The organism is Streptosporangium sp. NPDC002607, assembly GCF_053592655.1.
This window is the reverse complement of the sequence record NZ_JBSFWD010000018.1, coordinates 126,658-141,101: the sequence shown is the minus strand read 5'-3', so window position 1 is coordinate 141,101 and position 14,444 is coordinate 126,658. Positions and strand designations below refer to the sequence as shown.

Here is a 14,444-nt window from a genome sequence, read left to right as displayed (position 1 = left end):
CCCGGCGCCGAAAGATGTGAGCGTTCGGGCGAGTGGGGGCGCCCGACCGGGCGCCTCATGTCACCGCGTGGATGCACGGCGTCGTGGGAACGCTCCCACGGAGGAGGCTAGAGATCTCTCGCCGAATTCGTCAAGGTTACAGCGTTGTTTTCGAGCACCATGAACCGAAACAAACCGCCTTTTAGACCCTTTTTGCAGATGAATACCCCTATTCTTCATTTCTTGAATATCTGTCATCCGCACAGTCATTGACTCTCATTCGTGCGCCTCCTACGCTCCGGATGGGAGCGCTCCCATGCCGCCTCCGCCCCAGTGGCCGAGCGTGTTCCCCAAGATCGTTCGATGCCAGGAGCGCACACGTGGTCGTCACCGCCCCAATCCCCCCGTGCCTGCGGCAGCCGCCGTCCCCACCGCCGCGAAAGGACCTGGAACTCCTCCTGCTCATCCGGCACTTCGAGCTGACCCTGCTCAGGCTCTTCGAGGCGGGTGAGCTGAGCGGGACCACCCACACCTGCCTGGGCCAGGAGTACATCCCGGTCGCGCTCTCGCCGCTGCTCCGCGATGACGACTTCGTCCTCAGCAACCACCGCGGCCACGGGCACTTCCTGGCCAGGTACACCGAGCCGCACGGACTGCTCGCCGAGATCATGGGTCGCGAGGGCGCGCTCTGCGCCGGGGTCGGTGGCAGCCAGCACGTCTACCACCGCCGCTTCCTGTCCACCGGCGTCCAGGGCGAGAGCCTGCCCGTCGCGGTCGGCGTGGCCCTGAAGCTCAACGGGACGGGCGCGCTCACCTGCGCCTACGTCGGTGACGGCAGCTGGGGCGAGGGGGCGGTCTACGAGGCGCTCAACATCGCGCGGCTCTGGCGGGTCCCGCTGCTGGTCGTCGTCGAGAACAACGGCATCGCCCAGTCCACCCCGACGTCGGCGCAGATGGCCGGGAGCATCGCGGCCCGCGCCGCCGCGTTCGACATCCCGCACCACCGGGTGACCTCCACCGAGGTCGGCGAGATCCGCGCCGAGCTGGCGCCCCTGCTCGGCGTGGTCCGCGGGGAGTCGCGCCCGCTGGTGGTCGAGTTCGTCACCCACCGGATCGGCCCGCACAGCAAGGGCGATGACACCCGCACCCCCGAGGAGATCGCCCTGGCCGCCGGCCACGACTGGTACGCCCGCTACGCGCGGGACTTCCCCGAGCACTTCGCCGCCCTGGACCTGGCGGCCCGCGAGCGGGTCGAGCGGATCGCCGCCGAGGTCGCCGCCCGTCCCCCGTCGGTCTGGGAGCGCCCGTGACCCGCGTCTCCGAGCATCTCAACCGGGCACTGCACGACCTGATGGAGGCCGACCCCCGCGTGCACCTGCTCGGTGAGGACGTCAGCGATCCGTACGGCGGGGCCTTCAAGGTCACCAGGGGCCTGTCCACCCGGTTCGGCCACCGCGTCCGGTCCACCCCGCTGAGCGAGGGGGCGATCGCCGGGATCGGTGCGGGCCTGGCGCTGGCCGGGGACCGCGCGATCGTCGAGATCATGTTCGCCGACTTCGCCGCGCTCACCTTCGACCAGCTGGTGAACTTCGCCGCCAAGTCCACCTCCATGTACGGCAGGGGGGTCCCCATCCCGCTGGTCGTCCGCTGCCCGTCGGGCGGCAACCGCGGCTACGGCCCCACCCACAGCCAGAGCCCGCAGAAGCACTTCATCGGCGTGCCCGGCCTCTCGCTGTTCGAGATGACCCCCTTCCACGACGCGGGCGAGCTGTTCGCCCTGATGTTCGCCCTGGAACAGCCCTGCCTGTTCTTCGAGGACAAGGTCCTCTACACCCGGCGCATGTACGAGGGCGGTGTCGTGGACGACCTGTTCCGCTACGAGCTGACCGACGGCGTCGCCCGGGTCTTCGTGGACGGCGTGACCGAGCCCGACTGCACGCTGATCGTCCACGGCGGCATGACCCACCGGGCGCTTGACGCCATGCGCGCCCTGCTGATGGAGGAGGACGTGGCCTGCGAGCTGCTGGTTCCCGCGCGGCTCTATCCGCTGCCCACGCTCCCCGGGCTCGACCGTGCCCGGCACGTGTGCGTCGTCGAGGACGGCTCGGAGGGCGGCACCTGGGGCGCCGAGGTGGCGCGGGTGCTCCACCCTCGGCTCTGGTCCACCCTGCGCCGCCCCATCAGCCTCATCAGCGCGGCCGACAGCGTCATCCCGGCCGCCCCCCACCTGGAGCGCGAGATCCTCGTCCAGTCCGGCCGGATCCGGCACGCCGTCGCGGAGGCCCTGTCTTGACCGAGGTCCGGGTACCCAAGCTCAACAACAACGACGCCTCGTACCTGCTGGTGGAGTGGGAGGCGAAGGACGGCCAGGCCGTACGGGCCGGGGAGCCGCTCGCGGTGCTGGAGACCTCCAAGGCGGCCGAGGAGCTGACCGCCGAACGGGACGGGACGCTGCGGCACCTGCTTCAGGTGGGCGCCGAGTGCTCTCCCGGCCAGGTCATCGCCCGCCTGACGCCCGACGGCGAGGACCCCGGAGACGATCCCGCACCCGCACCCGCACCCGCCGAGACCGGCGCGGGGCAGGAGGAGATCGTCATCACCGCCCCCGCCCGGCGGGCCATGGAGGAGTACGGCATCTCCATGGACCAGGTCCGGGCCCTCGGCAGGAAGGTGGTCAGGCGGGCCGACCTGGTCCCGCTCCACACCTCGCGGGCCAGAACGAGCGGCGCGGTGAGCGTCACCCTTCCCCCGATCGAACCGATGAGGGGTACCGCCCCGCTCATCCCACCGGACCAGGACGACTCCCAGCTGATCGAGCCGTCCAGGGCACAGCGGCGTACCGCCGAGGTGGTCGAGCGGTCGCACCGGGAGATCCCCGCCTCCTTCACGGTCATGCGGGTGGACGTGACGGACGCGCTGCCGTTCGCCCGGGCGGAGACGAGGCGGCTACGTGCTCTCATCGGCCTGCCCGAGCTGCTCGTCCAGGCGACCGGGCGGCTGCTCGACCGCTTCCCCCTCTTCTTCGCCACACCCGTCGACGGCCGCCGCGCCCGCCGCGCCACGACGGCGGAGGTGGGGGTGACCGTCGACGTCGGAGGCGGCATGTACGTACCGGTGGTGCGCGACGCGGGCCGGCGCCCGCTCGATGAGATCGCCCGCGACCTGGCAGGCTTCCGTAAGACCGCGCTGAGCGGGACCTTCAGGGAACGCGACCTGGTGGGCGGCAACATCATGCTCACCCTGCACACCGACACCTCGGTGATCACCGCGATCCCGATCGTCTTCCCCGGCCAGATCTGCGCGCTCTCCCTCGGCGCCCCGCGCCCCGAGGTGGTGGAGACCCGCGAGGGCGCCTTCGTCACCAGAAAGGTGATCTCCCTCGGCCTCGCCTACGACCACCGCTTCGCCAACGGCCGCGAGGCGGCGGAGTTCCTCGGCGCGCTCAGGGCCGCCCTGGAGAAACCGGGGCTGACGCCCTAACCTGAGCAGAGCTGGGCGCTCAGGGTCTGGCAGGCCCACCGCTCCCAGCGCTCACGCGGCCAGCCGCGCTCGTGCACGAACAGCAGGTACAGCTCGGGACTGAGCAGGCCGTACAGCAGGTCGGCGGCTTCTTCCACCGACATCTCGGCCCGCGCGCCGGGTTTGCCGACGAGCGCCTTGGCCGCTCTCCGCTGGACGACATGTCGGGGATCGACGTCGTTGGGCCATAGGGCGGCGACCTCGGGGTCGCTCGCGACCGCCGCCTCCAAAACCTTGCCGATCGGCGCGACCCGTTCCAGGACCGAGGTCGTGCCGGCGACGTAGGCGCGCAGCATGTCCTGGGCGGTGCCGGCGGCCAGCGCGCCGGTGTACCACGGCCGGTCCATCGTGGCGACCGGCTCGTCGTCGCCTGCGATGGTGACGTCGACCAGCTCCTTCAGCAGGGTGCGCTTGTTGCCGAAGACGAAGTAGATCGTCTGCACCGCGACCCCGGCCTTGGCGGCGATGTCCTGCAGGTTCGTCGCACCGTAGCCGTCCTGCACGAACAGCTCCAGTGCCGCCTGCAGGATGCGCCGACGCGTCTCCTGCGCCTTTTGTGCCCGCTTGCTCATCCGCTTGACATCACTCATGGCTAGAGTCTATCTCTAGATTCGATAACTAGAAGTCAACTCTAGAGAGCAGGTCCAGTTATGCCGGTCATCACCGTCACCCGTTTCCAGGCCGATCCCGCCGACGCCGAGCAACTCCGGACCCGGCACGCCGCCCTGGTCTCCGCCACCCGGGCCGCCTTTCCCGGACTCACCGAAGCGCGCCTCGGCCGGCTCGGCGACGAGACGTGGGTGGGCATCTGGCGCTGGGATTCGGCCGCGAGCCTGCGGGCGGCCCGCCAGGCCGTACCCGGCAACGCCGAGGCCACCGCGGCCTTCTCACTGACCCGCGATGCCGCGGTGGAGGACATCGAGGTCCTGGACGAGCACTGATCCCCCGTCCCGGCCCGCGGAAGGGGCCGGGACCCCCCACGAGGAGATGACATGATCGAAATTGACGCGTTGACAAAGGTGTACGGGTCGGCGCAGGTCCGAGCGGTCGACGAGGTGTCGCTGCGCATCCCCGCCGGATCGGTCTTCGGCTTCCTGGGACCCAACGGCGCCGGCAAGACCACCACCATCAAGATGCTGGCCGGGCTGCTCACCCCCACCTCGGGACAGGCCCGGCTGGGCGGCTTCGACGTGACCCGCCAGCGTTCGGCCGCGATGGCGCAGTTCGGCGCCGTGCTGGAAGGCTCGCGCAACGTCTACTGGAGCCTGTCGGCCTGGCAGAACCTGATGTACTTCGGCCGGCTCAAGGGCTTGCGCAAGGGCCAGGTCGCCGAGCGTGCGAAGGGTCTGCTGACCGATCTGGGCCTGTGGGAGCGGCGCGACGACAGGGTCGGCGGCTTCTCGCGCGGCATGCAGCAGAAGGTCGCGATCGCCGTCGCCCTGATCGCGGCCCCGCCGATCGTGCTGCTGGACGAGCCGACGCTCGGCCTCGACGTCGAGGCCACCCGCACCGTCAAGAACTGGATCACCGAGCAGGCCCGCGAGCTCGGCACCACCATCCTGATCACCACGCACCAGCTCGATGTGGCCCAGGAGCTGTGTGACCGGGTGGCCGTCATCCGCCAAGGGCGGCTCGTGGCCGACCTGCCCACGCATGAGCTGCTGGCCGGCTTCCGCGAACGCGACAGGTACGAGATCCGCGTCGAAGGAGTGGCGCCACCCGGGTTCGACGCCGTCACCCGCGACGGCGTCACCACGATCAGCGTGCGGGTGAGCGATCCGATTGAGGTGTACGACGTGGTCGAGCGCCTGCGCACGCAGGGGGTCGTCCTGGAGTCGCTGACCCAGGTGCAACCCGATCTGGAGGATGTGTTCCTCACCCTGGTGAACGAGCCGTCCCATGCTGCTTAACGTCCTGGGCGCGGAGATCGGCAAGGGCCTGCGCGTTCAGCTGGCCCACCCGGTCGGACACGTCATCACGCTGCTGATCAGCACCATGATGTACCTCGGCCTGCAGTTCGTCCTGGGCCAGGGCGAGCTGCGCCAGGATCTGCTGCCGCAGACCCTGGTCGCGATCGGCGGCTACTGGTTCCTGCAGTACGCCGGCCTGGTGATGGTGGCCGACCTCATCGAGGAGAAACGCGCCGGCACCTTCGCCCAGGCGCAGATGACCCCGGCACCGCCGTGGCTGCCGATGCTCGGCCGGCTGATCACCGCCTCGGTGTTCGGACTGGCGGTGGCGGCCGTCGCCTCCCTCGTCCCGATGCTGGTGGCCGGGATCTCGATCCCGCTGCGCTGGGCGGCGCTCCTGCCGGCCGTGCTGCTGGGGGTGAACGTGCTGGCTTTCACGTTCCTGCTGGCGGCCCTCGCGCTGGTCTCCCCGATGATCGGCGCCCTGCAGTCGCTGTTCACCTCGCTGATACTGCTGCTCAACGGCTCGTTCCTGCCGCTGGCCCTCTATCCGGACTGGCTGGCCGTACTGGCCAGAGTCCTGCCCACCACGCTGGGCATCGAGGCGATCACCCAGACGCTGTTCGAGGGCCGGAGCCTGGCCGAGGTCTGGAACGCCGGCACACTGCCCTGGCTGCTCGCCCACACCCTCGCGCTCACCGTCGTCAGCGGCCTGCTGTTCGTCCGCAACCACCGCCGAGCGCTGCAGGAGTCGTCATGACCTTCGCCCGCGGATTCGCCGCCGAGGTCCGCAAGGGCCTGCTCAACCTCGCCGCCGGATGGCGCGAAAGCCTCATCCAGATGATCACGTTCCCGCTGTTCTACCTGCTCATCGTGCTGTTCATGGGGCGCGGGCAGCTACGTGCGGAACTGCTGCTGCCGGTGCTGGTCGGCATGGTGGCGCTGACCTTCATCCATGAGCAGGTCAACCGGGTGTTCTGGAGCTATCTGGGCGACATCCAGTCCGGTGTTCTGGAGCAGACCTACCTGACCCCGCTGCCCTCGGCCGCGAGCATCCTCGGCCGTCAGGTGGCCGCCGTGATCTCGGCCTTGCCCACCGCGCTGGCCGTGCTGGCCACCGGCGTCGTCGCCATCACCACTCAGGGCGGGCGGCTGCCCTTCGACGCGCAGGTGATCGTGCCGCTGGCCGCCATCGTGCTGGGCACCTGCGGGCTGGCTCTCATCTTGTGCGGGCTGACCCTGGTGTTCAAACGCATCGAGATCATCACCCAGCTGTCCGTGGCCGTCTACGCCATCGTGGGCGGCACGCTGGTCCCCCTGGCCGCCATGCCGGACCCGATCGCCTTCCTCAGCCGGCTGCTGGTGCCCATCGCGCCCGGCATCGAGGCGATGCGCGACATCCTGCTCGGCGGCCACTCCCTGGCCACCCTCCCAACCGGCTGGGGCCTCGCGTGGCTGCTGGCCCAGCCGCTGCTCATCACCACCGCCGGGGTGGTCCTGTTCAACCGGCTCGAACACCTCGCCCGGCACCGCGGCACCCTCGGCCGCTACTAGGCCAAGAACCCGAAAGAAAGAGAGCACCTGACGTGAACGTGTTCCTGTGGATTCTGCAGGCCCTCCTGGCCGCCGTCTTCGGCCTGGCCGGGGTCATGCATGCCGGCCGGCCCAGGGAGAAACTGCGCCCCATGCTGCCCTGGGTGGAGGACTTCACCCCCACCCAGATCCGCCTGATCGGCATGGTCGAACTTCTCGGCGCCCTCGGCCTGCTCCTGCCCGCCGTCACCGGCATCGCCCCGATCCTCACCCCGCTGGCCGCCACCGGCCTGGCCATCACCATGCTCGGCGCCGCAGCCACCCACGCCCGCCGTAAAGAGCCGTCGGCCATCGCCGTCAACGTGGTACTGCTCGCGCCGGCCGCTGTCATCGCCTGGGGCCGCTTCGGCCCTTACCCCTTCTGACCCTCCGTCCCGCTCGAGGTCGTGAACGCCTCGAGCAGGACGTCAGCGCAGGTGGGGGGCGCCGTCGACCTGGACGCACCTGCAGGCCCGTACCTGGTCGGGTTCGCCCCCCGCCACCCGGTCACCCAGCTGACTCATGAGCCACTATTACCTTGGAATTTTCCTCATTGCCACCGGGCCCCCGGGAACCGGCGACGTCCGACGCCCCGGCCGCCCCTGCCGCCGGGCGCGATTCCCCAGCGCGAGGTGAAGGTGGGAACATGTCGAGGTCATGAAGCACCCAACGGAAGGCCATGATCGGTGAGGCGGCTACTCACGGTCCTGTTGCTCGCGTGCGCCGCGCTGCTCGGCGCGGTCACCCCGGCGCAGGCCCACAACGTGCTGATCGACAGCGACCCCAAGAACGGTGCCGAGCTGGCCACCGGACCCGAGACGATCACGCTCACCTTCGACCAGCCTGTCCGGCAGGGCTTCGCGCAGATCAGCGTGACCGGTCCCGACGGCACGCGGTGGGAGGACGGCAAGACGGCGGTCGACAGGGCGAAGGCCAGCGTCCGCGTGAAGGCCCTCGGCCCCGCCGGGGAGTACGTGGTGGGCTACCGGATCCTCTCCGCCGACGGCCACCCGGTCTCCAGCAAGATCACCTTCACCCTGACGGCACCCGGCCCGGCCTCCTCGGAGCAGGCCGGTACCGAGCAGGCGCCTGCGGACCCGGCACCCACGGACCCGGCACCGACGGCCTCGGCCGCCGCGGCCCAGGGCCCCGACCTGGGCGCCCAGGCCGCCGAGGCCGCGCAGAACGGCGGGGCCGGGATGGCGGTGCTGTGGATCGCCGCCTCCATCGTCCTGCTCGGCGGGGCCACCGTCGTGGCGATGCGCCGTACGAAGGAGGGGGGCGCGAGATGACCGTGACCACCGAGCGGGTCCCCGAGGCCGGCACCGCCAGGAGGCTGGTGGCCGGCGGGTTCGTGTCGGGTGCCGTGCTGGCCGTGCTGGCCGCGACCGCGTTCACCGCGCAGGAGGCGGTGCCGGGAATCGTCATCCCCGGGCCGCTGGTGGAGTACGGCCTGCCGGTGCTGCGGGTGCTACTGGATCTGGCGACGGTGGCGGTGGTCGGGCTGAGCCTGCTGCCGAAGATGCTCGGGTTCGACGACCCCGAGCGGACCGAACCGGTGATGCGCCGGGCGCGGCCGATGGCCGTGACCTTCGCCTGGGCATGGGCGCTGCTGGCACTGGTCATCATCGTCTTCCAGACGGCCGAGCTGAACCCCGGGCTGATCCCCACTCCGTCGATGATCGCCGAGTACGTCGACGGCGTCGGCGCCGGTCAGGGCATGCTCTTCACCGCCGCCTGCGCGCTCTCCTACGCCGGGATCGGGCTGCTGGCCGTGCGGTACGGCGAGAAGGTCCCCGCCGAGCTGCGGATCGTGATCGCCTTCTTCGGGCTGCTGCCGATCCCGGTCACCGGCCACGCCGTCGACTCGGTCTGGCACGACCCCATCATGATCTCAATGGAGCTGCACGTGATGGGCGCGGCGGCCTGGACCGGTGGCCTGCTCACGATCATCCTGCTGGTCGCCGCGGACCGGGAGCTGCTGGCGCGGGTGCTGCCGAAGTTCTCCAGGCTGGCCACCCTGGCGCTGGTCCTGGTCAGCGTCTCCGGGCTGGTGAACGGGCTCGCCACGATGGCCCTCACCCCCGGGGTGGAACTGCCGGGGGCGCTGCTGAGCGGTGAGTACGGCCCGCTGGTGGTGGCCAAGGTCGCCTGCGTGGCGCTGCTGATCCCGTTCGCCGCCCACATCCGCTTCCGCCTGCTGCCGCACATCGCGGAGCGGCGGGCGACGGCGGTCGTCGCGTGGGCGGCGGCCGAGATCACCGTGATGGGGCTCGCCTACGGGGTGGCGGTGGCGCTGACCACGGCCTCCCTGTCCTGAGCCCGGAGCGTGTAGCGGCCGCACGCCCATTCGGCCGCCAGCCACAGGACGGCGAGTCCCGCTCCCCCGATCAGCATGGTCGCGGGGGGCACCAGCGGGGGCGCCATGAGCATCTCGTGCTGGAAGCGGAGCGCCTGGTCGACGACGAGGGTGACGCCGAGTGCGCCGACCAGCGCCCTGACCACGGGCATCCTGATCAGGAACGCCAGATCGACGGCGAGCGCCCCGGCGATCAGGAAGACCGGCACCGCCGAGTGCGGGAAGTCGGCGACCGCGAGCAGGGGCCAGATCAGGGCGCGGAAGGCCACGTAGGCGCCGACCACCGCGGTGGCGGAGAACATCCGGCCGATCATCGCCCGGGCGCAGACGGCCACCAGCATGGCGGCGATCACGGCGTAGAGCGGGTAGAGCTGGTCGGGCACGGGCAGCGTGAAGTGGAGCGCCACCGCCCTGTCGTCCACCGGCAGGCCGATCTGGTCGGCGGCGAACCTGATCAGGATCGGTTCCGCGTCCGGCTCGCCCCTGTCCCAGGCGGCGAGGCCGTAGACCCCGTACTCCTGGTGCTGTTCCGGGAACCAGACGTTCTCGAAGAGGAAGACGAAGAGCCCGCCGAGGACCAGCGTGCGCGTCCGGCCGGGAACCGCCCGGATGAACCAGCCCCAGAGGACGCCGCAGACCATGAAGAGCGTGCCGATGTAGAGCATCAGGTGGGACGGGCTCCACGAGGTGATGTCGAGCCCGTTGACCCGGTGGTTGATCAGGTCGAGCGGTACCGCGATCAGGAAGACCGCCGTGCCCCAGGTGATGAGGCGCTGCGCGAGCTTGTCGACGCCGTAACCGGTGTAGATGTGGATGATGGTGAGCGCGAGAGCGATGGCGGTGCCGACACTGTTGAGCAGGTGCGGCGGGGCCAGGTCGTCACGGAGCCACTTGAAGTGCCAGGAGACGTCCCAGGACGCCCCGAGCACCTTGAAGGAGAAAGCCACCAGCCACCCGAAGTAGAGGAGCCTGAACAGGTCCTCCGGGGTCTCCCTGCCGGCCTTTCCTCGCGTCCAATACGGCAGAGCCCACTCGATGACCGGAGTGGCTCTTCTTCGGAGGCTTTCTACTGGCTTCACGTGTCGAAATGATGCCGCCCTCCACCTCAGTCCGCAATCAGGGACATCCCCGAGCCATCGGGGCGACCGTCACCCTTCCGGCACAGGTGATCATCCTTGCTCGGATGACCGGCGGGGACGCTCCTGAGAGTCGTCTCAGGAGCATCTCAGCTTGGATCAGTAAGCTCACGCCGTGACATCCCTCCCTCTTTCGAAGGGAGGGGATTCCCACGCTCAAGGAGAACTGGTGAAACGTGGGGCAAGGTCGGCCACCTGGATCGCGGTGGTCACCGTGCTGGCCGTCGGCGTCGTGGCCTGGCTGGTCTGGCCGTCCGCACCGGACGTACGGGCCCAGGAGCAGATGATCACAGTGCTCGACGGGCCGGGCGACGACCAGCGGGTCACGCTGGACGCGAGTTTCTTCCCTCCCGCCGGAGGCGGCAGGGCTCCGGCGGTGCTGCTCGCGCACGGCTTCGGCGGCAGCAAGCAGAGCGTCAGGGACGCCGCGGTGCGGCTGGCCCAGGACGGTTACGCCGTGCTGACCTGGTCGGCGCGGGGCTTCGGCCGCTCCTCGGGGCAGATCGCGCTGAACTCCCCCGACTACGAGGTCAAGGACGTGCGCCAGCTGGTCGACTGGGTCGCGAAGCGGCCCGAGGTCCGGCTCGACGCGGCGGGCGACCCGCGGGTGGGCATCGCGGGCGGCTCGTACGGCGGGGCCATCGCGCTGATGGCCGCCGCCCACGACCCCAGGATCGACGCGATCGTCCCGCAGATCACCTGGTACGACCTGGCCGACGCGCTGTTCCCCGACGCCACCGGGCAGGGGCCCCAGAACGGGGTGTTCAAGCGCATGTGGGCCGGGCTCTTCTTCAGCAGGGGCGGCCCCGCACCGGCCGTCGCCGGCCCGGCCGCCCTCGGTGGCGGGAACGGCGGAGGCGCGGAGCGGCAGGCGCAGGAGCGGCCGCTCACCGCCGAGGAGGTGCGCTGCGGCCGGTTCCTGCCGGAGATCTGCGACATGTACCAGCAGGTGGCCCAGAGCGGCCGGGCGACGGCGAGCGCGGTGGAGACGCTGCGCAGGTCGAGCCCGATCTCGCTGCCCGGGAAGATCAGGATTCCGACGCTGCTGCTGCAGGGACAGCGCGACTCGCTGTTCCCGCTGGGCCACGCGGACGCCAACGCCAAGGCCATCGCCGCCACCGGCGCCCCGGTACAGGTCGCCTGGTTCGACGGCGGCCACGACGGTGGCGACGGCGAGGTCGACTGGCTGCACGAAAGGACGCTCGGCTGGTTCGATCGCTACCTGAAGGAGACCGGCGACGCGGCTCAGGCCGGCGGCGCCTTCACGGTCACCCGCAACGGCGGCCGCGACCCCGGCACCCGCCAACCGATCCAGCTGCACGCCACGGCCGACCGCTACCCCGGGCTGTCGGGCAGCGGCCAGACCTCCGTACCGCTCAGCGGCCCCGACCAGTTGGTGGCCACCCCGCCCGGCGGCTCTCCCTCCTCGATCTCCGCGGTGCCCGGCTTCGGCGGCCTCGGCGGTGGCGCCACGGTGAACCTGTCCATCGACATGACGGGGCAGAGCGCCGTCTTCGACTCCGCCCCGCTGACCACCCCGCTCCAGGTCACCGGCAGCTCGACGGTACGGGTCCGGGTGACCTCGGAACCCGCGCCCGACGCGCGGACCGGGAGCGACGGGACGAAGAGCCCGGCGGGCGAGGTCACCCTGTTCGCCAAGCTCTACGACGTCGCGGGCGCGACCCAGGCGCCGATCCTGCCCGAGGGGCTCGTCGCCCCGCTCAGGATCGCGATCGGTGCGGGCGGCTCGGGCGAGGCCACGGTGACCCTGCCCGCCATCGACCACAGATTCGACGTCGGACACCGGCTGCGGGTCGCGTTCACCACCACCGACCTGGCCTACAGCACCCCGGCGGCCCCGGCCGTCCACAAGGTCGCCCTGGCCTCGCCGGCCGTGACCGTCCCCACCCACGCCACCCTGCGCACCCCGCAGACCGGCCCCGCCTGGTGGATCTGGGCGCTGCCGCTGGCATCCCTCGTCGTCGCGGCCGTCCTGCTGCTCGCCGGGCGCCGCCGCACCACCGACGAGCACGATCCCGAACTGGACTCCGTACCGCTGCGGATCAGTGGGCTGACCAAGGCGTACCGGAACGGCGAGCGCGCGGTGGACGACCTGTCGTTCACCGTGGAGCACGGCCAGGTGCTCGGTCTGCTCGGCCCCAACGGGGCGGGTAAGACCACCACCCTGCGCATGCTGATGGGCCTGATCCGGCCGGACGGCGGCGAGATCCGGATCTTCGGTCACCGGGTGGTGCCCGGCGCCCCGGTCCTGTCCAGGCTCGGCTCGTTCGTCGAGGGCCCGGGGTTCCTGCCGCATCTCAACGGCCGCGAGAACCTGGAGCTGTACTGGAAGGCGACCGGACGGCCCGCCGAGGACGCCGGATTCGCCGAGGCCCTGGAGATCGCCGGGCTCGGCAAGGCCCTGGACCGCGCCGTCCGTACCTACTCCCAGGGTATGCGCCAGCGCCTGGCCATCGCCCAGGCCATGCTCGGCCTGCCCGACCTGCTGGTACTGGACGAGCCCACCAACGGGCTCGACCCGCCCCAGATCCGCGAGATGCGCGAGGTCCTGATCCGCTACGCGGAGGGGGGCCGCACCGTCATCGTCTCCAGCCACCTGCTGTCGGAGGTCGAGCAGACCTGCAGCCACGCGGTGGTCATGCACCGCGGGCGCCTGGTCACCGCCGGGACCGTGAGCGAGCTGCTGGCCAGCCACACCCCGGTCAACGGCTCGGGCACCCGCCTGGAGGACGTCTTCCTGGACCTGATCGGAAACAAGGTATGAGCGACTCCAACGCCGCCCTCACCACCCCGACCGGCTCGGCGCGCGGGTACGCGCCGGGGCGCACGTTGCCGCTCGCCGTGGAGATCGTCCGGCAGTTCAAGCGGCGCCGCACGCTGGTCGTGTTCGGCCTGCTGCTCGCGCTGCCATGGATCCTGGTGATCTCCTTCAAGTTCGGCGCCGGGCCCGGGCAGTCAGGCGCCACCGGGCTGCGCGTCGTCGACCTGGCCACCCAGGGCGGGCTGAACTTCGCGGCGTTCGCCCTGTTGACGTCGGCGAACTTCCTGCTGGCCGTCGCGGTGGCGCTGTTCTGCGGCGACAGCGTGGCCAGCGAGGCCAGCTGGTCGTCGCTGCGCTACCTGCTGGCCGCCCCGATCCCGCGCGACCGGCTGCTGCGGCAGAAGCTGATCGTCGCGATGGGCTACTCGGCGGCGGCGGTGATCTGCCTGCCGGTGATGGCATTGCTGGCCGGCACCCTCGCCTTCGGCTGGAACGACGTCCGGGTGCCGCAGACCGGCGAGACGATCGCCGCGCTGGACGTGCTGCCCCGGTTCGGGGTGGTGGTCGGCTATGTCCTGGTCAGCCAGTTCGTGGTCGCGGCCCTGGCCTTCCTGCTCTCGGTCAGCACCGACTCCCCGCTGGGCGCGGTCGGCGGGGCGGTCGGCCTGGTGATCGTCAGTAACATCCTGCAGGCGGTCGAGGCGCTCGGCTCGCTCAGGGAGTTCCTGCCGACCTTCTGGAGCAACGCGTGGCTGGACGCCCTGGCGGCCCAGCCCTCGTACGAGGGCATGCTCAAGGGGGTGGCCGTCTCGGTCACCTACTCGGTGATCATGATCGCGTTCGCCTTCCGCCGCTTCCGGAGCAAGGACGTGGTCTCCTAGCCCCAGTGCGGGGGGCGCTCCTCGATCAGGCGGGCGTCGTCGTCGGCCTCGCGCCACTCGCTCCAGCCGACGTCGGTGTCGTCGGCGGTCTGGTCGGGCAGGACCGGCAGGCCGTCGTCGGCGAGGTCGACGGGACGCAGGTCATCGGGTTCGAGCACTGTCACGTGCCCATGCTAGCCATCCGCCCGGCCTGTCTTCTCGCTCCGCGAAGAAGACAGGCCGGGCCTGTCTCTTCGCAGAGAAGGCGGGCGGGGCTTGGCGACGCCGGGGACAGGTGAAAGCCCAGCGGGTACGATGCGAGGGCAG

The 14,444-nt window shown here is 70.8% G+C and carries 15 protein-coding genes; 12 read left to right on the top strand and 3 right to left on the bottom strand.

The window, feature by feature from the left end; genetic code table 11:
• Positions 1-359 precede the first annotated feature (359 nt).
• From ACWD3H_RS21750 to ACWD3H_RS21740, 3 genes are read left to right on the top strand one after another with little or no spacing between them, the layout of a single operon-like run.
• Positions 360-1,289, top strand: a complete 930-nt coding sequence (locus tag ACWD3H_RS21750) for a thiamine pyrophosphate-dependent dehydrogenase E1 component subunit alpha (protein ID WP_451956260.1) — start codon at positions 360-362, stop codon at positions 1,287-1,289.
• Complete coding sequence (locus ACWD3H_RS21745; RefSeq protein WP_355558256.1) at positions 1,286-2,272, top strand: alpha-ketoacid dehydrogenase subunit beta; 987 nt, start codon at positions 1,286-1,288, stop codon at positions 2,270-2,272. The genes ACWD3H_RS21750 and ACWD3H_RS21745 overlap by 4 nt, the downstream gene beginning before the upstream one ends.
• Positions 2,269-3,459: a 2-oxo acid dehydrogenase subunit E2 gene (locus ACWD3H_RS21740; RefSeq protein ID WP_451956259.1), complete on the top strand. Its 1,191-nt coding sequence runs from the start codon at positions 2,269-2,271 to the stop codon at positions 3,457-3,459. The genes ACWD3H_RS21745 and ACWD3H_RS21740 overlap by 4 nt, the downstream gene beginning before the upstream one ends.
• On the opposite strand, the gene ACWD3H_RS21735 is transcribed toward ACWD3H_RS21740, so the two are convergent.
• A complete protein-coding gene (locus ACWD3H_RS21735; protein ID WP_451956258.1) occupies positions 3,456-4,088 on the bottom strand; it encodes a TetR/AcrR family transcriptional regulator in 633 nt (210 codons plus the stop codon). The two genes, ACWD3H_RS21740 and ACWD3H_RS21735, sit on opposite strands and share 4 nt — an antisense overlap.
• A gap of 60 nt (positions 4,089-4,148) precedes the next feature.
• Between ACWD3H_RS21735 and ACWD3H_RS21730 the strand changes: the two genes are divergently transcribed.
• The 7 genes from ACWD3H_RS21730 to ACWD3H_RS21700 all read left to right on the top strand — a co-directional run bounded on the left by ACWD3H_RS21730 (position 4,149) and on the right by ACWD3H_RS21700 (position 9,300).
• Positions 4,149-4,439, top strand: a complete 291-nt coding sequence (locus tag ACWD3H_RS21730) for an antibiotic biosynthesis monooxygenase (protein ID WP_350923626.1) — start codon at positions 4,149-4,151, stop codon at positions 4,437-4,439.
• Between the two features lie 51 nt (positions 4,440-4,490).
• A complete protein-coding gene (locus tag ACWD3H_RS21725) occupies positions 4,491-5,408 on the top strand; it encodes an ATP-binding cassette domain-containing protein (protein ID WP_451956257.1) in 918 nt (305 codons plus the stop codon).
• Positions 5,398-6,168, top strand: a complete 771-nt coding sequence (locus ACWD3H_RS21720; RefSeq protein ID WP_350923622.1) for an ABC transporter permease — start codon at positions 5,398-5,400, stop codon at positions 6,166-6,168. The genes ACWD3H_RS21725 and ACWD3H_RS21720 overlap by 11 nt, the downstream gene beginning before the upstream one ends.
• Positions 6,165-6,962, top strand: a complete 798-nt coding sequence (locus ACWD3H_RS21715) for an ABC transporter permease (protein WP_355558272.1) — start codon at positions 6,165-6,167, stop codon at positions 6,960-6,962. Before ACWD3H_RS21720 ends, ACWD3H_RS21715 begins: the two co-directional genes overlap by 4 nt.
• Positions 6,963-6,994: 32 nt before the next feature.
• Complete coding sequence (locus ACWD3H_RS21710) at positions 6,995-7,366, top strand: DoxX family protein (protein ID WP_451956256.1); 372 nt, start codon at positions 6,995-6,997, stop codon at positions 7,364-7,366.
• Positions 7,367-7,666: 300 nt separating this feature from the next.
• Entirely contained in the window at positions 7,667-8,272 is a 606-nt protein-coding gene (locus tag ACWD3H_RS21705; RefSeq protein ID WP_451956255.1) for a copper resistance CopC family protein, read from the top strand.
• Entirely contained in the window at positions 8,269-9,300 is a 1,032-nt protein-coding gene (locus ACWD3H_RS21700; RefSeq protein ID WP_350952123.1) for a copper resistance D family protein, read from the top strand. Before ACWD3H_RS21705 ends, ACWD3H_RS21700 begins: the two co-directional genes overlap by 4 nt.
• Here ACWD3H_RS21700 and ACWD3H_RS21695 read toward each other — a convergent pair.
• A complete protein-coding gene (locus ACWD3H_RS21695) occupies positions 9,258-10,418 on the bottom strand; it encodes a hypothetical protein (protein WP_355558284.1) in 1,161 nt (386 codons plus the stop codon). The genes ACWD3H_RS21700 and ACWD3H_RS21695 overlap by 43 nt on opposite strands.
• A gap of 226 nt (positions 10,419-10,644) precedes the next feature.
• Here ACWD3H_RS21695 and ACWD3H_RS21690 point away from each other — a divergent pair, with 226 nt between their 5' ends.
• Both ACWD3H_RS21690 and ACWD3H_RS21685 read left to right on the top strand, forming a co-directional pair.
• Positions 10,645-13,260, top strand: a complete 2,616-nt coding sequence (locus tag ACWD3H_RS21690) for an alpha/beta fold hydrolase (protein WP_451956254.1) — start codon at positions 10,645-10,647, stop codon at positions 13,258-13,260.
• Complete coding sequence (locus ACWD3H_RS21685; protein WP_350952117.1) at positions 13,257-14,138, top strand: ABC transporter permease; 882 nt, start codon at positions 13,257-13,259, stop codon at positions 14,136-14,138. The genes ACWD3H_RS21690 and ACWD3H_RS21685 overlap by 4 nt, the downstream gene beginning before the upstream one ends.
• On the opposite strand, the gene ACWD3H_RS21680 is transcribed toward ACWD3H_RS21685, so the two are convergent.
• Complete coding sequence (locus ACWD3H_RS21680; RefSeq protein ID WP_355558313.1) at positions 14,135-14,302, bottom strand: hypothetical protein; 168 nt, start codon at positions 14,300-14,302, stop codon at positions 14,135-14,137. The two genes, ACWD3H_RS21685 and ACWD3H_RS21680, sit on opposite strands and share 4 nt — an antisense overlap.
• Positions 14,303-14,444 lie beyond the last annotated feature (142 nt).

Coding starts and splice junctions, on each gene's coding strand:
- ACWD3H_RS21735 (WP_451956258.1), bottom strand. CDS start 4,088: ATGAGTGATGTCAAGCGGATGAGCAAGCGGGCACAAAAGGCGCAGGAG.
- ACWD3H_RS21730 (WP_350923626.1), top strand. CDS start 4,149: ATGCCGGTCATCACCGTCACCCGTTTCCAGGCCGATCCCGCCGACGCC.
- ACWD3H_RS21725 (WP_451956257.1), top strand. CDS start 4,491: ATGATCGAAATTGACGCGTTGACAAAGGTGTACGGGTCGGCGCAGGTC.
- ACWD3H_RS21720 (WP_350923622.1), top strand. CDS start 5,398: ATGCTGCTTAACGTCCTGGGCGCGGAGATCGGCAAGGGCCTGCGCGTT.
- ACWD3H_RS21715 (WP_355558272.1), top strand. CDS start 6,165: ATGACCTTCGCCCGCGGATTCGCCGCCGAGGTCCGCAAGGGCCTGCTC.
- ACWD3H_RS21700 (WP_350952123.1), top strand. CDS start 8,269: ATGACCGTGACCACCGAGCGGGTCCCCGAGGCCGGCACCGCCAGGAGG.
- ACWD3H_RS21685 (WP_350952117.1), top strand. CDS start 13,257: ATGAGCGACTCCAACGCCGCCCTCACCACCCCGACCGGCTCGGCGCGC.